Origin of the sequence: Mucilaginibacter sp., assembly GCF_041660805.1 — a bacterium.
Lineage (GTDB): Bacteria > Bacteroidota > Bacteroidia > Sphingobacteriales > Sphingobacteriaceae > Mucilaginibacter.
Genome location: NZ_JBAZVP010000002.1, coordinates 203,770 through 227,239 on the forward strand (window position 1 = coordinate 203,770; position 23,470 = coordinate 227,239).

Consider the following 23,470-nt stretch of genomic DNA (forward strand, 5'->3'; position numbering starts at 1 on the left):
GAGATAATGTTTATAAATAGTTCCTGTAGGTTAATTTAAAGGCTTAAGCTGAAGAAATTTAGAATTAAGCTCGCCAAAAACAGCGGCCAACAATATCGTATCTTTCTGGAAAAAGATCATTTCGGGTCAGACAATAGCGCTTTTCTTTATTTTATATTTTGCCATTTTTGAACTTAGTGTTGTCGGTGGGATCTTTAACAGTTCAGCAGCGCCGCCGATGCCGGAAATCTTGCCATTGGTTTTCCTTAAAACCATGATAATATGATCGCGTTCTACCTCTTCGATAGTTCGAATGGCCGTATCCGGCAATATTTCTTCCATTTCTTTACGATTTGTAATTGGAAGTGATATGTGCTTGATTGTCGTTCCTGTAGTAAGAAGGACACTCCGCTCCACAAGGTGTTCAAGTTCTCTGACATTTCCAGGCCAGCTGTAGGCGACCAATTCTTTCATGACCTTATTCGAGAAACTCATCGCTTCTTTATTACCCTTCCTGCCATATTTTTCCAAAAAATAAGTTGCAAGCATAGGAATATCTTCCTTCCGGTCCCTTAAAGAAGGGAGGGTAATGGGGAAAATATTTATTCTGAAAAAAAGGTCGGCGCGGAAGGCGCCTTCTTTTACATCTTTTTGCAGGTCTCGGTTTGTGGCAGCTATTATACGAACATTCGTTTTGATGACCGTTTTGCCGCCCACACGTTCGATCTCTTTCTCCTGCAGGGCACGCAGAAGCTTAACCTGAAGTTCGAGCGGCAATTCACCGATTTCATCGAGAAATAAAGTGCTATTGTTCGCTAGTTCAAATTTTCCGATCCTTCGCTCTGTTGCGCCGGTGAAGCTGCCTCTTTCGTGACCGAATAACTCACTCTCAATAAGGTTCACCGGCAGGGTTGCGCAGTTCACCTTTACCATCGCTTTGTCCTTTCTGGGTGAAGCATTATGAATCGCCCGTGCAATCAGCTCCTTACCTGTGCCGGTTTCACCAAGAATGAGGACTGAGCTCTGACTGTCGGCAACCTGGGAAACCATGTGAAAGATTTTATTCATTTCTATACTGTTCCCTATGATTTCGCTATAGTTGTAGGAGGTCTGAATTTCTTCCTGCAGATAGTCATTCATGTTCTCCAACTGGAGTTTATAATCGGTGATTTCGTTAAACTGCTTTTCTATCTCCTCATTAGCAATAATATTGGTAACTGCGGTAGACAACTGTGAGGATATCCCCTGGGTCAGCCTTAGCTGATTTTTATCCATCCCCTTTTCCAAATCGGAAAACATGACCAATAGCCCGGTTTTTTTATGTCCGATGCTGAGTGCATTATAAATAACCTGCTTTTTACCACACTCGTAATTCATGCGAAGATAATCGGGCAAATTTGTTGTTTTCGTCAATTCTGCAAGATCGAACACCTGCGTACTGTCCGATAAGAAAACCTTGTCGGATACCCAATCGCTGATGGGAATCGGGTTACTGGTGATTTTCTCATATTCAGGATGTGACCGGCATACAGAGTCTGGATCCAATAAATAGGGCGTATACCTGCTTTCGTCATTTGTCATTTTAAAAATCAACAAGTGACTGATAGGTATTATTTTCTTCAGTTTTTCCTTATTGAATTTAAGCAGGTCTTCTTTGTTCCTGATCAGGGCCACATCCTGACTTAAAGACAGCAGAACAGATTTTTCCTTCTCCCGCTCCAGAATTTCTTCCTTTGACAAGATATTGTCGAGTGCATTCGCAAGCGTTGATGAAATTCCCTTAATCAATCCGAGTTCCTTTGACTGGAAACTGTTCTTTTTTTCGGAAAGAATAACGAATGAACCGATGTGATTGCTGCCTGAATTCAAAATTGTAACCACAATTTCCCTGATACCACAATCATAGTTCATGGTGACCCATTCGGGGCATTCATCATTCATGCAAAGCTCATCCAGATCAAACACGACGGCCGTGTCGGAAGCAGCAAACACGGCGGTCATAACCGGATCGTTAATTGAATAACGTGCATCACAGATCCGTTGGTATTCCGGGTGTTTTTTCTTGCTGATCGATTCTGAATCAAAGATCAAACCGGTATAAGTATTGGTTTTGAGATCTGTTAGTGAAGTCAGAGTATGACTAAAATGGAATAATTTCTTCAACCGGCTATGTAATACTGCCAGCAGATCATTTTTATCCCTGATTGCTGACATATCATTACTGATTTCAATCAGGGTCGTTTTTTCCTTTTCCCGTTCCGCATTCAGTCGGTGCATAACACCGACCTCATACTGACATTCCATGTTTTTCATTTTTTCAACAGTCCTGAAGCAAATAAAAGCCGCGGAAATTTGTTCTGCGATGCCTTGAACGAGACGGAAGTAGGGCTTAAATGAAGGTGCTTCTGACGCTGAAAATAAAAATAACAGGCCATTGAATTCTTTTGATGTTCTTATTCCGCAAATCAGTACTTTTTTAAATCCAGCCTGTTTCCAGTTATTCAAATTTTTAGAAATCCACGGAGATGATGCGAAATCACTTAGCAGATGTTCTGTAGGCTCATTTTCTGCTAAAAATGCATCAAAATATTCGTCATGCAAGGGGAAGCCTGGTTTGCCTTTTAACTTATATCTTACAGGTTCGACATTTTTACCGCCGCTTAACAACGTTCCAAAGGTTTTATTCAGGCTATCAATTTCTACGATTAAAAAGCTGGTGAAAAAAGGCACATTTAGTAAAGTGTCCTTCACTACATAGGCAATCTCCAGGGAATCTTTTATATCTGAAAGTTTTCGGCTGAGGTTGTGAAGTACTTTTTTATCTAGCTCGGAACCCTGCGTTTCGGTACTTTCATTGCTGCCTATTTCAAGTACAGTTGAAAACATTTGATGAGTGATCGCATCAATATGTATTAATTTATCCTCATGTGGATTAGATGACATATCTTAAGTTACTTCGATAACAAGGCCAATGCAATCGATATCCCCGATTGCTGCATTTCTTACATGAATTTAGAGCAAATTTAGCAGTAAGCAAAGGATAATCTGCACCGAAGTTAATTATAAAATGAGACTTAATTTATCATCGGAAGAGGATAATAGATGAAATGGATACCGGGATTCAATTACTTGAAAGTATTTCAACAAAATCATTGATAAATATTTGGCAAAAAATAATCGTTTTCTCTAAGGGGGAATAGCCAGACAGGGCCCCCAAATATAAGGTGGCAAAAGCGTCCAGCACGGTGAGCCTGTAAATCATATCCATGCTGTTCCAAATGCCAATGGCCGCCCTTATGTTTTGCAATTTATTTCGATCCAAAGGCTTGCCAAATTCGAAATCCAGTTGTCCGTCTAAGTTTAATTCATGCTTAAAGTCACTTTCTCTGGAAACGTTTTTGTAAGCAAGAAAAACATTAGAAGTTAAGAGCTTCATAAGCACATTTACTAATTCTGCTGTAATTTGTTCCTGGCATGGTGCCATACCAAGTAAACCTGCCAGTTCTGAGTTTTTTGTTTGCATTCCCTTATTTTTAATTTGTTGAATCGCCTGTTACATCGCAGCTTGAAGCACGTAATTTTCTGTGTTTTTATACAAAATGAATTCCAACTTGTCCGCTTCTTTCAGGACCTGAGTACTGCCGGTAAAAAGCACACCATTGGATAATACAATTCCTTTTAAGCCGCAATCAGTTTCTACAGCATGCAGGTATTTATATCGAAATGTCAATCGGTCAAAGAATTGATTGATGATGGATATCTTAAAATAATTAACAGCGATTTCACCGGCTTCGCAGTGCATGAGGACAGGTTTGCCGGCAACATCTGAAACCGAAAAGTCTTCGGTATAGCCATGCTCATGAAGCCTGATAATCATATCGGTAAGAGAGCGATTGATCTTTCTTGTTCTACAGTTTGGTGTGTCCATATTCGCTGTCGTTTTTGTTTGAAGGTTTACAAGCGGCAGAGCTGTTTACGTCTGCCTATTGTTTATAAAGTCATTCAGTCAATTTTTGAATCATTGGTTTGATTTATTCAACTTTGATACCATAGCTTAAAGCGCTTATAATTAAATACTTATAATTTTTTTTATAGGAATTAATTGACGAAATTTCGTCAAATCGAGAGGACGTTTACTGAATAAAATGAAATAGCTCGGCTGGACTTCCGAAAAATATGGAGCAGAATAAAACATTGTTAACAACGAACGAGAATCACCGGTAATTGTCAAATTTTTTCCGGATCTACGATTTTAACCTGTGTTAAACTTTTTGGGGTTACAGCGATATAGTTTTGCTGCGTCTAAACAATTAGGCATTTACTCAAATGAAAAAAATAATAATTTTCGCACTATTAGCAATAGTAATCTCAGTGGTCTTGTCCTCTTGTTCTTCTGATAAATCTAACGACGTCAAGCCAGTTTCAAACACTTACGTGATCATACCAGGTGCCTGGCAAGGCCCGTCAGCCTGGCAGTCCGTAAAAGCAAACCTTGAAGCCAGCGGGCAAAAAGTGATCTTAATTCAACTGGCGGGGCATGATAAGGATACGACGGATCCGTCAACCATTACAATGGATGTTTACCGGGACCAGGTCGTGGCTGCCATCAACGGCGTAAGCGGTAAAGTCATTTTAGTAGGTCACAGTCTTGGTGGTATGATCGCTTCAGCGGTTGCCGAAAAGGTTCCGGCCAAGATAGATCGCCTTATTTACGTAGCTGCTTACGTTCCGGTCTCAGGTCAAAGCCTGCTGGATTTAGCACAAACCGACGCGCAATCGTTGTTAGGTCCTAATATTTCAAGTCCTACACCCTATACGCTCGACGTTACTCACAACCTGATTACGAATATATTTATCCAGGATGGGACAACAGCCGAACAAAGTTTAGTTTTAAATAACTATAAGGTTGAGCCAGCCATACCATTTACGCAGGCGGTAACCTTAACAGCGGCTAATTACGGTATCGTGAACAAATTCTATATCCATACTACCTTAGATCATGCGATATCACCTGACTTGCAAAACAGGATGGTTACCGCAGCTGGAATTAAAAAAACTTATTCATTGACTGCAAGCCACAGCCCTTTTTTATCTAAGCCGGATTCACTTAGTACTTTGCTGTTAAATATTGCAAAATAGAACATCGAAATCTAAAAGAGGCCGCATCATCATATAGTGATGCGGCCTTTATTTGCTAGCTAATTGTTGTTTTCAAAATACGGCTTATCCAACCTTGTGAATTTCCATATTTAGTAAAACCGATCTTAGATATATGAAATATCGTTAACTTTTAATTCTGGCTGAGCGCTAAGTCGCTAAAAATCAATTTTGTCTCAATTGGTCTATCGATTGCAAATGTGCACATAACGTATTATTAACTTAACACAGCGTTCCTTATGGAGGATAACAAGAAAAAACTAACCACCGCATCGGGCATGCCCTATGCTGAGAATGAAAATTCAATGACCGTAGGGCCACGCGGCCCTATATTGCTGCAGGACTTTATCCTGCACGAGAAGATGGCCCATTTTAACCGGGAACGCATTCCCGAGCGCGTAGTGCATGCCAAAGGATCAGGCGCTTACGGAACATTTACAGTCACGCATGATATTTCAAAATATACACGGGCAAGGCTCTTCAATACCGTCGGTAAGGAAACCAAAACCTTTTTGCGATTCTCTACTGTCGGCGGCGAAAAAGGCTCAGCAGATACCGAACGTGACCCGCGTGGTTTTGCCCTGAAATTTTATACCGAAGATGGTAACTGGGACCTTGTCGGTAACAACACCCCAGTATTCTTTGTAAAGGACCCTAAGAAATTCAGCGATTTTATCCATACGCAAAAAAGGGACCCCTATACGAATTGTAAAAGTGCGACCATGATGTGGGATTTCTGGTCTTTAAATCCGGAAAGCCTTCACCAGGTAACCATATTGATGAGCGAGCGCGGAACCCCTTACGGCTATCGTCATATGGATGGTTTCGGAAGTCATACTTTTTCGATGATCAATGCCGAAAATGACAGGCACTGGGTTAAGTTTCACTTCAAAACAGAGCAAGGCATTAAAAATTTTACAGATGAAGAAGCGGGTGAAATGCGCGGTAAAGCCCCTGATTTCGCCCAGCATGATCTGTTAACACACATTGATAACGGTGATTTTCCTAAATGGAAATTAAAGATCCAGGTGATGTCAGAGGGACAGGCGAAGACTTACAAATGGAACCCGTTTGATCTGACCAAAGTGTGGCCACATGCTGATTTTCCTATGATCGACGTCGGTATATTGGAGTTGAACAAAAATCCTGATAATTATTTTGCACACGTGGAACAAGCTGCGTTTGCCCCTGCGCACGTGGTTGACGGCATAGGGTATTCACCCGATAAGATGCTACAGGGCCGGTTATTGTCGTATCCGGATGCGCACCGTCATCGCTTAGGCGGCAATTACGAGCAGATACCCGTAAATCGCTGCCCTTTCGCCGTGAACAATTATGAGCGTGACGGGCAAATGCGGGTGGACGGTAACGGCGGATCGGGCGCTAATTATTTCCCTAACAGCTTTGACGATATAGTAGCTGAGCCGGCTTACAAGGAGCCATCGTGGGATCTTGGGACTGGTGTGGCGGATTGGTATGACCGTAACGCGGAAGGCGAAAATGACCACTACACTCAGCCGGGCAATTTATACCGGCTGATGAACGAGGGATCGAAAAATGCGCTTATCGCAAACGTGGTTAATTCTATGAGCGGAATTGATGGACCCAAAAAGGACATTATCGTTAACCGGCAGCTTTGCCATTGGTTCCGGGCCGATATAGGTCTGGGCATGGCGATCGCCCAGGGACTTAAGCTGGATATGGAGGCAACTATGAAGTCAATGGGTACGCATGCCTGATCTTCCCGCTATCCTGGATAGCAGATCCTGCCGCTAATAGTTACCAGAGGCTGTCTTCAAACTGGAGAACAGCCTCTTTTCTTTCATTTTAGTTCTTTATCGACAGGTGGTGTCTCATTAAATGTTAATCGCGCCTTGCCCCGAAGCGATAAGGTAAGCATCTTTTAATACTTCCGAGTAGGTAGGGTGCGCATAACTGATCCTGTACATATCTTCTGCGGTCACTTCATATTCCATTCCTATCACACATTGAGCTATCACATCAGCGGCCCGCGGTCCGATGATATGAACGCCTAGCACCTCACCATATTTTGGTGAGATCAGCACTTTTGCGAAACCATCAGTGTCCATGGCGGCCCTTGCACGCGCACTTGCTGAAAATGGAAACTTTCCGAATTTATACTCAATCCCCTGTGCTTTTAGCTGTTCTTCTGTCTGGCCTACCGAGGCGACTTCCGGCCATGTGTAAACAACAGAAGGAATCAGGTTGTAATTAATATGGGGCTTTTGCCCGTTTATAGTTTCGGCAACGAAGGTGCCTTCATCTTCTGCTTTATGCGCGAGCATTGGCCCATCGATAACATCGCCAATAGCGTAAATATGGGGAACGACGGTCTGCAATTGGGCGTTCACTGTGACTTTACCATTCTTTTGTGTCGTAATACCGGCAGCTTCAAGATTGAGCCCCTTGGTGTATGCGCTTCTTCCGACAGCTACAAGGCAATATTCTGTAGTTATTTCCTGCTCGTTAGATTCCGTATCAATATATTTTATGGCAACACTACTGCCTGTATTCGAAGCAGATTGAACTTTGCTTTTTAAAAGTATCCGGATATTAAGCTTTCCTAAGGTTTTGAACAACGCTTTACCAAGTTCGCGGTCCATAGTTGGAATCAGTGAATCTGTATATTCGATAATGGTGACTTCAGTCCCGATACGTGCAAAAACCGAAGCCAGTTCCACGCCTATAACGCCGCCCCCGATAATGACCATCGACCTTGGTTGTGACGGCAACGATAACCCTTCGGTTGAAGTAATAATTCTTTTCTTATCTATGATTACCCCCGGAATGGTGGATGGTTTTGAACCTGTACAGATGACAAAATACTTTCCTGTCAGCGTATTCTCCGTTTCTCCTTCGGATACTTTTATGGTTGATGCGTCCACAAAACTTCCGGTACCACGGTGCACGTTTATTTTATTTTTCCTCATCAGGTAATTTAGCCCTGCTGTGTTCTGACCGATTACTTCCGTTTTCCGTTTCAGAAACTGCGTAAAATTGAGACTGATTTCTCCATTTAGTTCTATGCCATGCGTTTTGAATTGTTCTTTTGCCTGGTGAAAATGTTCTGTGCTATCAAGTAATGCTTTTGCGGGAATACATCCAACATTTGTACAAGTTCCTCCCAAAACATCATATTTCTCTATAATTGCGACATTGTAACCTAACTGAGCTGCCCGGATCGCACCAGTATAGCCTCCAGGCCCGGAGCCTATAAAAATTATATCATATTTCTTTTCCATAACTGTTATCATATATTCGATAGATTTGATTTAATAAAAAAGTAATGCCGCTTCTTGAAAAGGAACCTAGCTGGCCAGGACTTAGACTGCGCGCTAACTCCTGCCGGATGCGATAAACGACGCTGCACTAAGGGAGTTTTGGAAATCAGTAATCTTGCTCCGTAGACAGTCCTTTGCCAATCTTCAACCGCAGAATTTTGGAACTGAGAGTAGTTGCAGGGATTTTTAATAATTCGGCCGCGCCGCCAACACCTGAAACTTTACCGTTACACCTTTTTAGAACAGAAATGATATGTTCACGCTCTACCTCGTCAATGGTCTTAACGTGGCCATCAGACAGTAGGCTATCCCCCTCCAGCTCTTCGCCGGGAAGATAAACATGCTCGATTGTTCGGCCGTTGGAGAGCAGGATGCTTCTTTCTAAAAGATGCTCTAATTCTCTGACATTCCCAGGCCAGTTATAGGCTACCAGTTCCCTCATTGCCTTGCCGGAAAAATTCATGCTCCCCTTCATGCCTTTTTTAGAATGTTTGATCAAGAAATGCGTCGCCAGTAAAGGAATATCCTCTTTGCGATCGCGCAACGGCGGGAGGTTTATTGGAAAGACGTTCAACCTGAAAAACAGGTCACTTCTGAAACTACCCATTTGCACTTCCCTTTGCAGATCACGGTTAGTGGCGGCGATTATCCTCACATTCGTTTTGATAGTCGCTCTACCTCCGACCCGCTCTATTTCTTTTTCCTGAAGCACGCGCAGAAGCTTAACCTGAAGATCGAGTGGTAATTCGCCGACTTCATCTAAAAAAAGCGTACTGTTATTGGCCAGCTCGAATTTTCCTATACGTTTTTCTGTTGCACCGGTAAAACTACCCCGTTCATGCCCGAATAATTCGCTTTCAATTAAGTTTGCCGGCAGAGTCGCACAATTTACTTTTATCATGACCTTATCCTTACGCAGCGAAGTATTGTGAATAGCGCGGGCTATTAATTCTTTTCCTGTACCTGTTTCCCCCAGGATCAACACAGAACTTTCCGATTCCGCAACTTTGGACACCAGTTGAAAGATTTTCTTCATTACTGTGCTGTTTCCGATCAGTTCGCTGTAATTATGAGTCGTTTGAATTTCTTCCTGGAGGTAGAGGTTTTCTTCTTCCAGCTGTTTCTTAAACTGATTGATTTCTTCTAATTGCTGTTCGATCTTTTCATTAGCCTTAATGTTCGCTATGGCAATAGATAATTGATCAGCCACACCTTGAATAAGACTTAAATTATTCTGATTTAACCCGCTTTTTTCCTTTATCAGGATTATCAATACGCCTGTCTTTTTCTCTCCGTCCTTTAGCGCGGTCAAGATAGCCTCCTTTATTCCTACATCATGGTTCATTTGAAGGTATTTTGGAACATTCGACCATTTTGTGACTTCATCCAAATCAAAGACCAGGGGTTTATCCGATGCTAATACCGTATCAATTATTCCATCTTTTACAGAATAAGTACTGGATGTTACCTTGGGGTAAGCTTTATGTTTGATCGTTACAGAATTCGGATCAAGTGAGTAGGCGTAAAATGTTTTACCGTCATCGCTTATACCTAAAGTTATGACGTGACTGATTGCCAGGAGTTCCTTGAGTTTGCCGTTGATGATCTGGTGAAGATCATTTTTATTTCTTATAACCGCGAAATTTTTGCTGAGTTCGATCAAGACCGATTTTTCATGGTCTCTTTCAAGGACATGTTCATTAGCTATTATATTGCCGACCGCAACAGCCAACTGCCAGCTAATTCCCTGTATTAGTCGTATTTCCTTCTCACCAAGCAGTTTTTTGATATCCGAAAACAAAACAAAAAATCCGATCAGCTCACTTCCGTTAAATAAGGGAAAAATGATCATTTCTTTGATCCCGGATTTGTAGTTCATGTATACCCATTCAGGAATTCCATCGGAAAAATCCAATTCATCCAAATCGAAAATCTCGGGGTACTTCACATTTAATGCTTTCTGCACGAAACTATTATCCAAAGGATGACTGGAATGTGCTATCTTGATAAAACCGGGATAGTTGCGGCTTCTCGATTGCGGATCGACAATGAGTCCCCTGTAGGTTTGGTTCTCGAAATCAGCAACAGCGGTCACCGCATGGCTAAAATAAATTAGTGACTTAAGATGTTTTTGAACCATCTGCAGCAAATCGTTCTTATTTCTAATAGCAGCCATATCATTGCTAATTGTCAATAAAATCGATTTTTCCTTCTCCCTGTTCAATATCTCATCGCTTGCTTGTACATTAGTTAATGCAACGGCAACCTGGTCAGCAATACCCTGTAAAAATCCAAAGTCGCCATTTTTAAAGCGAGGATCACTTTTGGTGGCAATATAAAGGCAACCTAATAAATTTCCGTTTACCCTCATTGCGATCCCCGTAAAATCACGAATCCCTGAGTCGCTTAAATTCTGGATAAAGGTGGTCGATTTGTTCTGAATGATCAGATCGGCAATATAAAAGTTCAGCGGTTGGTTGGCATGGATGATTTTATTGTTGATCGCTTTGCCGAAAATCTCATCCGCTGGGCTCAGTTCTCCGAGAATTAAATCGGGACCTGCCTTGACTATATTTTCGTCATTATAGACATAATGAAAGCATTTTTTTGGATCATAGTAAGACAACATGACATCGGAAATAGCCGTTGTTTTTTCCAGGCTATTTTTTACAATTCCGAGGAGGTCTTGTTTGGTACGGACGGAAGCGATGGCATTGCTTAGGCTGAGTAGAATTGACTTTTCCTGTTCATGTTTCAATATTGCTTCATTAGCCAGCACATTTGATGCGGCGATACAAAGCTGACTGGAAATACCTTTAATAATGGCCAGGTGCCCTTCCTCAAAGTTATCCTGATTTGTACTCGTTAAAAAAAATCCGCCCACTTCTGCTTCGGTGCTCCGCATCATTACGCCAACAAGCTGGGCCAGACCATTCTCCTGATAATATTTTATATATTCAGGTGCCTGACCACTTTCCACTACTTTGTCAATGTCAAAGACCACAGGCTCTCGATTGTTCTGAATAACATCTAATATGCCATCTTCAGCAGGATATTCCGCTACTATATATTCATCAAAAGCAGGGTGTATTCTTCGCAGCGAATGGTAACGGTGTGCCCAAACGTAATGACTGTGTTTATCCTTAATATAGATGGTAATCAGAATATCGTCAAAAGGCACTAAGGCTTTCAGCCTTTCAAGAAGCACATCCAACAAGTCGTCCTTCGTCCTTGTCGAGGCCAAATCGTTACTAATGGATAAAAGTATTTTGGAAACAAATAAATCGTCGTCCAGATCAGCGTGGAGTTGAACCGATTGATTTTTTTGCATAGCGATTAATTTTAAGTTATAGCAGATAAAAACAAAAGTCTTACTTTTAGAAACCCATAAAATATTCAGATCAAGTTTAAAAATGGCTGAATTTTTTATCGAATTTCCAGTTGTGCAGTTGCTATTTTGATGCCAAGATTTAAATGTCTGCAAATCAACTAATTGGGATTTTTATCGTGAAATAAAAAAACGGTATTTAGTTATATTTCACATTTTGAACGACATTAAGTTAATTTTTTGACGAAATTTAGTGACCTGTTTAAACGATATGTCGTGTAATAATTTGCATTTAAAATGCCTTTGTCATTTCTAATTGAGCAGACAAATGGATTTCATCATCCAGCTTGTCATCTTCCATTAAAAGCATAAAATCCTTTCGGTTGATGCAACCAAACAAGCTGAATACCATTGTAGGAACATCGTTTCCTTTTTTTATATGAGAATAATTTGTTATCAATGTAATTTCCCGGCTGATATCCTTAATCGTTAAGGTTCCCGTAAGCTCTCTTATCTTTCCTTCACTAAGTTTACAGCCGCTTAAAGCCTTAAAGTAAACGTTGGGAAATTGTTTTATATGAAGGCATTCCCTTGAGCGAAGTTTTCGATTCCGGCGCTGGTTATTGGCATTAATAGAAGCCACGTCCAGAGACAAATCTACCTCTACATCAATAAAACTGTCATCTGCCAATACCTTACCTTCAAATCCAGCAAAGCATCCGGCTATGTTACTTATTTTGTAATACTTGATCTTGAATTCAATAGTTGAACCATTGGCTGAAAACCTCCAGGCGGACTTCTTCATAATATTTTGTTTAGATTTTGATGTTCAATAGCTCCCAACGCTATTTAAATAAAGATAATTTGTTCTAAAATCATGCGTTTATATTACTTTTAATAGCCGGCACTCTTGCATCATTAACAGAATTGTATTCTCGTTTCTTAGATTTCATTTTTTAGACTTTTAATCCACTGGTCTTGCAACTATTGATAAAAGCGGAGCGCGGCAATTCACACTGGGATTTACACCCTATTTATTATAAAACCAATGCCAGTAATTAAATTATTGATTATCAGCAATTATGAAATTATCTCGGAATTACTTAAACGATATTTCGGAAATTTCATTTTGAGTTAACGATATGTAGGAAATTTCATTCGTTTAGCGCCATTACTACTTCTTTCGATCAATTAAAAGCCCGGGCATGCCAAGGGCGCCAAAAGTCTTCAGAAAGTAAAAGCTTTAAAAAAAAGATAAAAATATCTATTTTTGATTTTTTTATCGCTTAATCATTTATACATTTATCAATGGGTGGCGTGTGGATATGTCAAAATTTGGTTTAAAATTTTTCTTTCTCTTTCTGTTACCGGGATTCGCTATAGCCCAATCCCCGGTTAGCTATTTTGCGAAGCAGAAACAATTGCGTGTTCAATTATCAAAAAACCAAAAAGATGATACCACTAAGGTCAATTTATTGCTAAAACAGGGCCAAAACTATTTGGATAAACTCGTTAACGACCAAAACGACCGTGATAGTGCGTGGAACTATTCCGCGGAGGCATTAATACTAAGTAAAAAGCTCAGCTATCAGCAGGGAATTGAGAATTCCTATGAATTGCAGGGGCGGACGCTTATTCTTAACGGGGAAATTGCCAAAGGCCGGATACTTTACCAGCAGGTCGCAGCTTATTATCACCAAAAGAAAGATTATTTAAGGCAGGCCCAGGCTTGGAGCGACCTTGCACATGCGTGGCCGCTAAACGGATCAGGACCCAAAGAAAGGGTGATCGCATTCATGAACGCCAGAAAATTGTATCTGAGGTATGGTTTTAAGCTTCAGGGCGCATTTGCTTTAACCGGAATTGCAGAATCCTACCTACTTGCTAATGAATTGAAAAAACCGGAACCAATGCTATTTCAGGCCTTGAAGGAATACAAGGAGCTCAATTATCAAAAAGTACATTACACCTACTTTCTTCTCTCGATACTCAATCAATTAAGCAGTAATATGAAATTGGAGCTTTACTATGCATTGAAGGCAAAAACTAATATGCTTGCGAGCGGCGACCTTACCCACGCACAGGATTATTATTTTAGTCTTGGAGAAATCTATCGTGATATGGGTTCCAATGATGATGCCTTTCTAAATTACAAGCTGGCTTTGGAAAATCTAGGTGATGGGTATGATTTCAAATATAAGCTTATTAAAAAAATGGCAGATGTGATGATCGCTCAGAAAAAGGGCCCTGAGGCATTGTTATTTGTTACTAACTACATCAAAAAAAGCCCTCCGCCTAATTCATTTGAAATGGTGGAAATGTACAGCGCATTAGGCGCTTGTTATGAAGCGGTCGGCAATGACAAAAAAGCGGAACAGGCTTATATCCCCATGGGTGCGCTAAACGCGATTAATTACCGGAAAAGACCCTCAAACAGGAGCTTTATCAATTACAATCAAATGATCTGTAACTTTTATGTGCGGACTAAAGATTATCAAAAGGCCAGTACATATATGAAAATGATGGACACGATATCTAAGGTTGCGGTCACCCCTATTGTAATTAGCCGAATGATGCTGTTGAAATTTAAAATCGACTCTGCATTTGGAAAGTTAATCCCGGCGATCAAAGAATACGAGGCTTACAAAAAACTTGATGATTCCATATTCAGCGCCGTCAAAATCAAAGAGGTATCTGAACTGGAGATCAAATATAAAAGCGAGGAAAAAGATAAGGACATTTTGATTCAGGCCAAAGATCTCGCATTGCAAAAAAAGAACATTTTATTACTGACTAAACAGAACGAGCTTAGCAGGTTGCTGCTTGAAAAAGGCACTACAAGACAGCGATTCATAGGCGGATATACCTTCCTTTTAATGGTGCTTCTCGGCGTAGGCTATTGGCGGTACCGCGTCAAGCAACGTATGAACCTACAGCTACAGGATCAAAAGAAGAAAATGATCATTAAAAATCAGGAGTTGGAACAGCTACTTAATGAAAATAAATGGCTGCTACGTGAGGTTCATCACAGGGTAAAGAATAATTTGCAGATAATTATCAATCTGTTGAATTCGCAATCCGCTCATTTGCATGATGAGATCGCCTTAAACGCTGTTGCTGAAAGCCGAATGCGCGTTCAGGCAATGTCGCTCATTCATCAGAAGTTATATGGCAATGATGGTGTTTCCACGATATTTCTCCCGGAGTATATTTATGAATTGATCAGTTACCTGAAAGAGAGTTTCAAAACTGCTAAAGGTGTCTATATCGATCAACAGATTGCACCGCTTAGCCTGGATGTTTCACAGGCGGTACCCTTGGGCCTGATTTTAAACGAAGCGATCACCAACACATTCAAATATGCTTTTCCACACTCGTCAGCAGACACTTTGATCATCAGGCTTACGCATGAGCCCCCCTCTAAAGTTATGTTGGTCATATGTGATAACGGCAAAGGATTTTCGGAAGAGATCAATATCAAAAATATAAAATCCTTTGGCCTAAAATTGATTAAAGGGCTTACGGAAGACCTCTCCGGTACGTTTTCGATAAACGGAAATGGAGGTACTACCCTCAAGATCAATTTTGAAATCAATCCAGGGCTTCAGTACAAAATCAGGAAAGAAACCTTCAAAGCTCCGAAACCTTCATTCGAAAGCCTTTCCTGGAAAGGCAAAACCGCAAGGGCTAAGTAGACAAATTATATATCGTAAACCCGAACTGAAATTTACGATATATCGGAAAGAATACTTTTCGTTACTGAATTAATCAATTAATAAACAACATGTTAAAACATGGCAGCCATCTTGCGATCTGTGGCTATCAAAGTCTGAGTGCTGACAATTGCTTTGAGGCAACAGTTGGCGCCAGATAATAAATATTCAGATGAGCTTATAGCCAACGATATGATTAAAGTAACGCCCGAATTATTGAAGAATGGAGAGGCTTTCGAGAATGTTCCTGAGTCACAGCTGAAATGGCTGATAGACAATAGCCGAGATTTATTACTGGAAGCCGGAGAATTTCTTTTCCTTCCCGGAAAACCTGTTAATGATACCTATATCATTATTGAAGGAAGGATACGCCTGTATCTGCTACAGCATAACGAGATGCTTGATATTTACACCTTCGAAGCTGGTTCAGTAACTGGTAACCTGCCATTTTCGAGAGGTTGGACAAATACTACGCACGGCCAGGCAGGTGGAGATACCCAGCTTCTTGTATTAGGTTCAGATAAGTATTATAACATGATCTGCACACATTATGAGTTGACGCAGGCGTTCGTAAATGTGATGACTACCCGTGTGCGGGATTACACGTCGCTGCAACAGCAGAATGAAAAGATGATGTCCTTAGGCAAATTATCTGCGGGTTTAGCCCATGAGTTAAATAACCCGGTGTCTGCGGTGGTCCGTGGGGCAACATCTCTTAAAGAACATATCCAAAAAGTACGATCCGCCTTCCAGGAAATTGTAAGCCTGGGCATCAGCAGGGAAAAGATCGACCTGATCAATGGCATGCTTGATAATATCGTTAATAATGAAGACTTTCAGACATTGACCTTAATGGAACGCAGCGAAAGAGAAGACGATCTCCGGGACTGGCTCGAAGATTTCGATATAGAAAATGCGGATGACATTGCTGAGAACTTTGTAGAGTTCAATCTGACCATTGATAATGCTGAGGTTATTAAGGCGGATATGCCGGAAAAAGAACTGTCTGCGGTATTTAACTGGTTCAGCAATAGCCTGGTCACAGAAAAGATAGTAAAAGACATTAGCGAGGGTTCTAAACGGATCGCCGGCATTGTCGGTGCCATTAAAAACTTTACCCATATGGACCAGGGTCGGGAAAAATCTTTTTCAGATATCCATCAGGGCCTTAAGAGCACGCTTTCAATGCTCAATTATAAGATCCAAAAAGCGCATATCAAGATTATCGAGCATTATGATACCACATTACCGAATGTCAAGGCCATGGTTGGCGAACTTAACCAGGTTTGGACAAACTTAATCGACAACGCCATCGATGCTATGGCAGGTAATACGGACAGTATCCTGGAAATAACTACATCCAGAGAAGAAGATCTGGTTTGTGTCACGGTGCACGATAATGGCAGCGGTATACCCGAGGAGGTACTCACACGAATCTTTGACCCCTTCTTTACAACCAAAGAGATCGGAAAAGGAACCGGCCTGGGCCTTGACGTAGTGCAAAGAATTGTTAAACAACATAAGGGAAAAGTCAGGGTGAAATCTGATCCGGGCAATACGTCCTTTTTGGTATGCTTTCCTATAAACGGTTAACATAAGCAATGATAATTTTAAAAGAATCACTATGAGTCTGCCAATAATATTTTGTATAGATGACGACCCCCAGGTTTTAAGGGCGTTAACACGCGATCTCAAAAGCCGTTATAGAACTGATTACCGGATTGTAAGTACTTCAATTGTCAAAGAAGGGCTGGATAGTTTGGTTGAATTGAAAAATAAGGGGATGACCGTCGCACTATTTCTTTCCGATCAGAGAATGCCGGAGATGGAAGGCGTTGCCTTTCTCGAAAAGGCAATTAAAATATTTCCTGATGCTAAAAAGGTTTTGTTAACCGCTTATGCAGATACCCGAGCGGCCATCGAAGCGATCAATTCCGTGCAGCTGGATTACTATTTAATTAAGCCGTGGGATCCGCCGGAAGAAAAATTATACCCGGTTCTGGACGGCTTAATTGAAGACTGGCATACCATCTTTAAGCCGACATTTAGCGGAATCAAGGTTATCGGCAATCAATATTCCGAACTTTCCTATAATATTAAGGATTTTCTGGCAGGTAACCTGGTACCTTATCAATGGCTTGATGTCCGGCTTGCTGCTGAGGCTGAAAAATTATTGTCGGCAAACAAACTGAATGGAGACGATCTGCCGGTTTTGTTTTTCGAGGATGGAACTTATATTGTGAAGCCTGGCATAGTGGAGATTGCCAATAAAGTAGGACTCACCCCGAAGATTCAATTCGACATGTATGATGTGGTGATCATTGGCGCGGGCCCGGCTGGTTTAGCTGCGGGTGTCTATGGGGCTTCCGAAGGGCTGAAAACCTTGCTGATAGAACGCCGCGCTCCGGGTGGTCAGGCAGGTACCAGCAGCAGGATTGAGAATTATCTTGGCTTCCCTGTGGGAATCAGCGGAGCCGAACTCACCCAGCGCGGAACTACCCAGGCGACCCGTTTGGGTACTGAGATTATTTCTCCTATCGAAGTCACATCTATTCAGAATAATAACGGTTATAAATCCATTCTTCTCGATGACGGAAGAACCATAAATACCAGAAGCGTCATTATAACGACAGGTGTCAATTACCGCAGGCTGGAAAAAAAGGGTATCCACGAATTTACCGGCGCGGGCATTTATTACGGCGCCGCAATGACAGAGGCCGCAGCATGTAAGGACAAAGACGTCTATATTGTAGGCGGGGGAAATTCTGCGGGACAGGCGGCCATGTACCTTTCTAAATATGCAAAACAGGTATTTATAGTTGTCAGGAAGGATGACCTGTCGAGCACTATGTCAGCCTATCTCATTGACCAGCTTATGGGTACTGAAAGCATTCACTTGATTCCCAATTCAGAAATCGTTGAGGCGAAAGGTTCGGATAGATTGGAATCGCTTGTTATTGTTAGTACGGAAACGCGCTCCAAAGAAGAAAGACCGGCAGGGGCACTGTATATTTTTATTGGTGCCAAACCATTTACCGACTGGATCGAACTTGGTATTTCAAAAGACAACAAGGGATTTCTGGAAACAGGAAATACCGTCAAGCAAAACGAGAATTTTGAAAAAATATGGAAAGAAAACCGTGACCCTTATCTACTTGAAACAAGTTGCCCTGGAATATTTGCGGCCGGCGATGTGAGGTCAGGCTCGATGAACAGAGTCGCTTCAGCCGTAGGAGAAGGCTCGATGGCCATTAGTTTCGTACATCAATATCTCGCCGAAGTGAAATAAATTTTTGATCTAAAATTAAGGATGCTCTTTAACTATATTTCGTAAAATCAAATAAAAATAACGAATACTCGTTATTTTTATTTTGCCATTTTTCACTCAATACTCTGATTGCCAAGCAAATATTATTGGGTATAGCAATTGCGATTGCTGAATGATCAATAGGTGCCGGTAACAGCCAACCCAAATATGATGACGGAAAACAGCTATTATGCTCGATAAAATATTAATTGTTGAAGACCAATGGATTGAAGCAAATGACTTGCAAATCATTTTAGAAAAATCCGGCTTTGTTGTAACAGGTATCGCGAAATCTGTTGCTCAGGCGCTTGACCTTATTAAAGAGGACAGGCCGGAAATGGTATTACTTGACATTTTTTTGAAAGGTAACCAAACCGGGATCGACCTGGCCAAAATACTCGGGAGCCAAAGGATTCCTTTTATATACCTCACTGCTAACTCTGATGGAATCACTTTAGAAGCAGCTAAAGCGACCCAACCCTATGGCTTTTTAGTAAAACCCTACCGGGAACGTGATATTCTTGTTGCCTTAGATATTGCCAGCTACCGCTACGAAAATCAAAGGGAAATTATTAACCGACAGGAAAAATGGTTGGCAAATATGCTACAGAGCATCATTGTAGCAAGTGAGAATCAGCAGGACAAATTAATTCTTTTAGCGAAAGCTTTTGAGCCGTTCATTCCGTTTTCCCACATCATGATTGACTTTAATCTCAAGCATGATAATATGACTACGGCTTGGTTGTATGAACGCGTAGGTTATGAGCAATATAAAGCTATTTCCGGATGGGATTTACTGGAACAGCTTTCGTCGATTTCAAAGGGCTACATGAAATACAGAAAATACAACCTAATGCGTCCTCAAATCAACGTCATTCATAATTTAGCAGACGAGAATGAAGAAGAGACCGGCGCTTTCTTTTCTAAGCTAAGAAACACTTACGATCTGGTCTCCTGCTTAAATATTCCTATACAATTCAAAGATAAAACCGCATTAGTATCTTTCTTTACCAACAAAATCAACGGGATCAACAATGACCATATAGAATTCGCAAAATCGATTCACAGTTCACTCAAAAATGTCATCGAAAATATTATAGACATCGGAGAAATGAATTCCAGTTTGAAGTCTTCGGGAGGAATGATCGGCGGCAAAACGCCCGTAGTCGATGGTGTAATAGGGAAAAGTCAAAAGTTGCTTCAGGTGCTAGCGCTGGTTGCCCAGGTTGCGCCGGTAGATACCACCGTATTGATTTCAGGAGAAACGGGAGTTGGGAAGGAAGGTCTTGCAAATGGTATTCATCAGTTATCCGAAAGAAAAAACAAGCCGTTCATAAAAGTGAATTGTGCAGCTATTCCGGCCAGCCTGATTGAAGCTGAATTATTTGGTCACGAGCGCGGATCTTATACCGGCGCGACCGAAAGAAGGATCGGAAAATTTGAGCAGGCACAAGGCGGAACAATTTTCCTTGATGAAGTTGGGGAAATTCCTTTAGATGTTCAAAGCAAGCTTCTTCGCGTATTGCAGGAAAAGGAACTCGAAAGGATTGGTGGCAGAGCCACTATTAAGGTTGATATCCGGATCATCGCTGCAACCAATCGGAATTTATACATGGAAGTAGCGGCGGGCAGGTTCCGGATCGACCTCTACTACCGGCTGAACGTTTTTCCGATTTTGCTTCCCCCTTTGCGGGAAAGGAGGGACGATATTCCTTTACTTGTCGATTACTTCCTACAACAAATGGCTGATGCGGCGGGTGAAAAACAAAAAAAACTTTCGCCTGAAGTCATGCAGGAACTGGTTGAACATCCGTGGCCAGGTAATATCCGGGAATTACAAAACCTGATCGAGCGTCAGGTGCTCATGACAGATTCTCCGATCATCACCAGTATCGATTTGCCGGAAGATGAATTAGTGGTGAAACAACCTGAAAAGCGGACCGAGAAAAGTATCGAGGCCGATGAAAGATCCCGGATTGAGGCTGCTCTAAAAAAAGCCAATGGCAAAATATCCGGGACGGGCGGTGCCGCATCGTTATTAAATCTGACGCCAGCTATTCTTTCTTCAAAAATGAAAAAGCTTGGAATCGTATGGAAATATAAATTTCAGTAAACTAAAATGTCCAAGGGAGCATGCCGTGCTTTGTCTGTTGAAAAAAGATCTAAAATAATGAATGGTCTATCATTGGTCCCGCCCTTTCTGTTATTCTGTGATTCAAAATATATGCTTGCTATCGCCTTTACCTTGCTTTCCATTACCATTCTTGTTTTGATACACATAACATATAAAAGCAAAAATCTGATGAAGCTAAAGCAGGATGAACTTTCTTCTAAAGACCAGACGTTGGAGCATCTGGTAAAAGAAAATGAATGGCTGTTAAAGGAGGTTCATCACAGGGTTAAAAATAACTTGCAGATCGTTACCAGCCTACTCCATTCGCAATCGGCCTATCTGAAGGACCACGCAGCTGTCAACGCAATCATGGAAAGCCAGCATAGGATTCAGGCGATGTCGCTGATCCATAAAAAGCTATATGAAAAGGAAAATATTTCTACCGTTTTCATGCCAGAATACATCAGTGAGCTGGTCAGTTATCTGATGGATTGCTTTAAAAGCGATAACAATGTTTCCTGCGAATTACACATAGAAGATATAAGATTGCAGATCGTTTATGCCGTTCCGGTAGGACTGATTCTAAATGAAATTCTTACTAACGCACTAAAATTCGCATTTCCGCATTCAGAACACGATTGCATAACGATTAAATTTTTCAATGTATCGCCTATTGAACTCTGCCTTGAAGTGAAGGACAATGGCCGGGGGCTGCCGGATGGTTTTAGTCTTGACAACAAGACGTCATTTGGAATGTTATTAATGGAAGGCCTGACCGCTGAACTGGATGGGGTTTTTTGCATAGAAAATCGAAACGGGACCTTAATTAGTATGTGCTTTCGCAATACCCATTTTTTGCCAGACAGTATACCTCCCGTGGGATTATAAGTAATCATCCGTCTGATTGATACCAGTTTAGTTACCTTTTTTAAGTCCGGCGTGTGCGGTTGAGTGAGATCCCTTCTTCGCGAATATTATTTATGTTATATAGGAAAATGGAAATAAAATTTCCGAAATATCGTTATCGAAAATTCCATATTTTATCTTATGTCATTGATTTTTAAATAACTATACACTGGTCTCATAGTTGGGTAATTCTTTATATCGGTTAACTATTTATACTGAGTGAGTTTTATCAATTAAAGAGTAATATGAGATTATTGGTCAATGATACATATAAATGTCTTCCGGTAGTCCACAGGCGAAAAGACCGTAAGTTGTCAGCTATGCGGGGCGCTTATCTGATACGATTTCTAATCCCGCTGGTCGTAACAGCTGGTTTCTTCTCCTCTGCCCATGGCCAAGATAGTTTAATCTATAAACCGTTGACGTTAGAAGACACCTACAAGTTGGCCTTAACGAACAGCTATCAATTAAAGATTTCGAAAAACAATGTCGATCAGGGCCACCAGCAAATAGAAATATCCAAGTTGAGCCGTCTGCCCTCTATTGGCACAAACCTGGAATACGGCTATATCAGTAACGCGGAAACCTGGAACCCATCATTCGGAGATCATCAAACTATTGCGGTACCACATCACTTTACTTCATTCGAAACTCAGGCATCTGAAGTGGTATTTAAAGGCGGTGAAATTCAAAATCAAATTAAGAAATCCGGATTTCAGGAACAAATTGCCACTCTTTATAACGAAAAGAGTATTCAGGACATTAAATTGCTCGTTTCCGCTAAGTATCTGGATATCTACCGGTTGATCAGTCAGCAAAGAATTTATGATAACAATATCCGGTTGACGAAAAATAGGTTAAAAAATGTGCTTGTTATGCAAAAGCAGGGAATGGTGACCCAGAACGATGTGCTAAGAACGGAACTTACTATCTCAGAATTTGTACTTGCTTTACGCAGGACCACCAATGATATTCTCATCCTGAATAAACAACTGAACGTTGTAACAGGACTTTCAGACAGCGTATTGTTGATCCCGGACAGCACGCTTTTACATAATACCAGGATGAAAAAACCGCTGCCGGAATACTTAACTGAAGCAACGAAAAACAACCAGGATTTAAGAATATCTGCAGTGAACAGCCAGATAGCGGAAACCAATATCAAGTTGCTGGGAAGTGATCGGTATCCTCAAATATTCCTGTATGCTGGTTCCAGTCTTGGCAGGCCTTATACCTACAGCGTTCCTGCGATAGATATCTATACGAACGTCTGGCAAGCAGGGATTGGCATTCATTACAATATCTCTTCCACCTATCAAACCAGAAAAAAGATAAAGAGCGGTGAAATTGCACTGACTCAATCCCGAGAGAGACAAATACTTGAAAAGCAGAACCTTGAAGTAGGCGTCAAGGCAGCTTACATTAAGTACAATGAGGCAAGCGAGGATTTGGAGACGTTGACCAGTGACCTGAAGTCCGCAGAAGAAAATTACCGTGTCGTTGAAAAGAAGTACCTCAACCAGCTGGCTTTGTTAACCGACATGATCGATGCGACGAATACTAAAGTTGAGGCAGAGCTGAAAGTCACCACGGCCCGAATCAATGTTGTATATACTTATTGTCGATTATTATACACCGTAGGAACACTTTAAAATCTAATTTATT

Annotated in this window: 14 protein-coding genes; 8 read left to right on the forward strand and 6 right to left on the reverse strand. The window is 41.2% G+C overall.

Annotation, left to right across the window (positions count from 1 at the left end; translation table 11 throughout):
* Positions 1-126 precede the first annotated feature (126 nt).
* From WC743_RS03935 to WC743_RS03945, 3 genes are all read right to left on the reverse strand, one after another.
* Complete coding sequence (locus tag WC743_RS03935) at positions 127-2,922, reverse strand: sigma-54 interaction domain-containing protein (protein WP_373010488.1); 2,796 nt, start codon at positions 2,920-2,922, stop codon at positions 127-129.
* A gap of 178 nt (positions 2,923-3,100) precedes the next feature.
* Positions 3,101-3,502 carry a hypothetical protein gene (locus WC743_RS03940; protein ID WP_373010489.1) on the reverse strand — a complete coding sequence of 134 codons (402 nt, stop codon included), beginning with the start codon at positions 3,500-3,502 and terminating at the stop codon, positions 3,101-3,103.
* Between the two features lie 30 nt (positions 3,503-3,532).
* Positions 3,533-3,907, reverse strand: coding sequence for a hypothetical protein (locus tag WC743_RS03945; RefSeq protein ID WP_373010490.1), 375 nt, complete (start codon positions 3,905-3,907; stop codon positions 3,533-3,535).
* Positions 3,908-4,413: 506 nt separating this feature from the next.
* Here WC743_RS03945 and WC743_RS03950 point away from each other — a divergent pair.
* Both WC743_RS03950 and WC743_RS03955 read left to right on the forward strand, forming a co-directional pair.
* Positions 4,414-5,118 (forward strand): alpha/beta fold hydrolase, encoded by a 705-nt coding sequence (locus tag WC743_RS03950; RefSeq protein WP_373010491.1) that lies wholly within the window; start codon positions 4,414-4,416, stop codon positions 5,116-5,118.
* A 257-nt stretch (positions 5,119-5,375) separates the two neighbouring features.
* Positions 5,376-6,875: a catalase gene (locus WC743_RS03955; protein WP_373010493.1), complete on the forward strand. Its 1,500-nt coding sequence runs from the start codon at positions 5,376-5,378 to the stop codon at positions 6,873-6,875.
* 117 nt (positions 6,876-6,992) lie between these two features.
* On the opposite strand, the gene lpdA is transcribed toward WC743_RS03955, so the two are convergent.
* The 3 genes from lpdA to WC743_RS03970 form a co-directional block, all read right to left on the reverse strand.
* The gene (gene lpdA / locus WC743_RS03960) at positions 6,993-8,399 is read right to left on the reverse strand and encodes a dihydrolipoyl dehydrogenase (RefSeq protein ID WP_373010494.1); all 1,407 of its coding nucleotides are present in this window, start codon (positions 8,397-8,399) and stop codon (positions 6,993-6,995) included.
* A gap of 145 nt (positions 8,400-8,544) precedes the next feature.
* Positions 8,545-11,769 (reverse strand): sigma 54-interacting transcriptional regulator, encoded by a 3,225-nt coding sequence (locus tag WC743_RS03965; RefSeq protein WP_373010495.1) that lies wholly within the window; start codon positions 11,767-11,769, stop codon positions 8,545-8,547.
* A gap of 289 nt (positions 11,770-12,058) precedes the next feature.
* A complete protein-coding gene (locus WC743_RS03970) occupies positions 12,059-12,571 on the reverse strand; it encodes a YceI family protein (protein WP_373010496.1) in 513 nt (170 codons plus the stop codon).
* Positions 12,572-13,091: 520 nt separating this feature from the next.
* Here WC743_RS03970 and WC743_RS03975 point away from each other — a divergent pair.
* From WC743_RS03975 to WC743_RS04000, 6 genes are all read left to right on the forward strand, one after another.
* Positions 13,092-15,461 carry a histidine kinase dimerization/phosphoacceptor domain -containing protein gene (locus WC743_RS03975; protein ID WP_373010497.1) on the forward strand — a complete coding sequence of 790 codons (2,370 nt, stop codon included), beginning with the start codon at positions 13,092-13,094 and terminating at the stop codon, positions 15,459-15,461.
* A gap of 210 nt (positions 15,462-15,671) precedes the next feature.
* Complete coding sequence (locus WC743_RS03980) at positions 15,672-17,072, forward strand: sensor histidine kinase (RefSeq protein WP_373010498.1); 1,401 nt, start codon at positions 15,672-15,674, stop codon at positions 17,070-17,072.
* A gap of 31 nt (positions 17,073-17,103) precedes the next feature.
* Positions 17,104-18,768, forward strand: a complete 1,665-nt coding sequence (locus WC743_RS03985) for an FAD-dependent oxidoreductase (protein ID WP_373010499.1) — start codon at positions 17,104-17,106, stop codon at positions 18,766-18,768.
* Between the two features lie 208 nt (positions 18,769-18,976).
* Positions 18,977-20,899, forward strand: coding sequence for a sigma 54-interacting transcriptional regulator (locus tag WC743_RS03990; RefSeq protein ID WP_373010500.1), 1,923 nt, complete (start codon positions 18,977-18,979; stop codon positions 20,897-20,899).
* 189 nt (positions 20,900-21,088) lie between these two features.
* Positions 21,089-21,787: a sensor histidine kinase gene (locus WC743_RS03995; RefSeq protein ID WP_373010501.1), complete on the forward strand. Its 699-nt coding sequence runs from the start codon at positions 21,089-21,091 to the stop codon at positions 21,785-21,787.
* A 263-nt stretch (positions 21,788-22,050) separates the two neighbouring features.
* Positions 22,051-23,457, forward strand: coding sequence for a TolC family protein (locus tag WC743_RS04000; protein WP_373010502.1), 1,407 nt, complete (start codon positions 22,051-22,053; stop codon positions 23,455-23,457).
* Positions 23,458-23,470 lie beyond the last annotated feature (13 nt).

Coding starts and splice junctions, on each gene's coding strand:
- WC743_RS03935 (WP_373010488.1), bottom strand. CDS start 2,922: ATGTCATCTAATCCACATGAGGATAAATTAATACATATTGATGCGATC.
- WC743_RS03940 (WP_373010489.1), bottom strand. CDS start 3,502: ATGCAAACAAAAAACTCAGAACTGGCAGGTTTACTTGGTATGGCACCA.
- WC743_RS03945 (WP_373010490.1), bottom strand. CDS start 3,907: ATGGACACACCAAACTGTAGAACAAGAAAGATCAATCGCTCTCTTACC.
- WC743_RS03955 (WP_373010493.1), top strand. CDS start 5,376: ATGGAGGATAACAAGAAAAAACTAACCACCGCATCGGGCATGCCCTAT.
- lpdA (WP_373010494.1), bottom strand. CDS start 8,399: ATGGAAAAGAAATATGATATAATTTTTATAGGCTCCGGGCCTGGAGGC.
- WC743_RS03965 (WP_373010495.1), bottom strand. CDS start 11,769: ATGCAAAAAAATCAATCGGTTCAACTCCACGCTGATCTGGACGACGAT.
- WC743_RS03970 (WP_373010496.1), bottom strand. CDS start 12,571: ATGAAGAAGTCCGCCTGGAGGTTTTCAGCCAATGGTTCAACTATTGAA.
- WC743_RS03975 (WP_373010497.1), top strand. CDS start 13,092: ATGTCAAAATTTGGTTTAAAATTTTTCTTTCTCTTTCTGTTACCGGGA.
- WC743_RS03980 (WP_373010498.1), top strand. CDS start 15,672: ATGATTAAAGTAACGCCCGAATTATTGAAGAATGGAGAGGCTTTCGAG.
- WC743_RS03985 (WP_373010499.1), top strand. CDS start 17,104: ATGAGTCTGCCAATAATATTTTGTATAGATGACGACCCCCAGGTTTTA.
- WC743_RS03990 (WP_373010500.1), top strand. CDS start 18,977: ATGCTCGATAAAATATTAATTGTTGAAGACCAATGGATTGAAGCAAAT.
- WC743_RS03995 (WP_373010501.1), top strand. CDS start 21,089: ATGAAGCTAAAGCAGGATGAACTTTCTTCTAAAGACCAGACGTTGGAG.
- WC743_RS04000 (WP_373010502.1), top strand. CDS start 22,051: ATGAGATTATTGGTCAATGATACATATAAATGTCTTCCGGTAGTCCAC.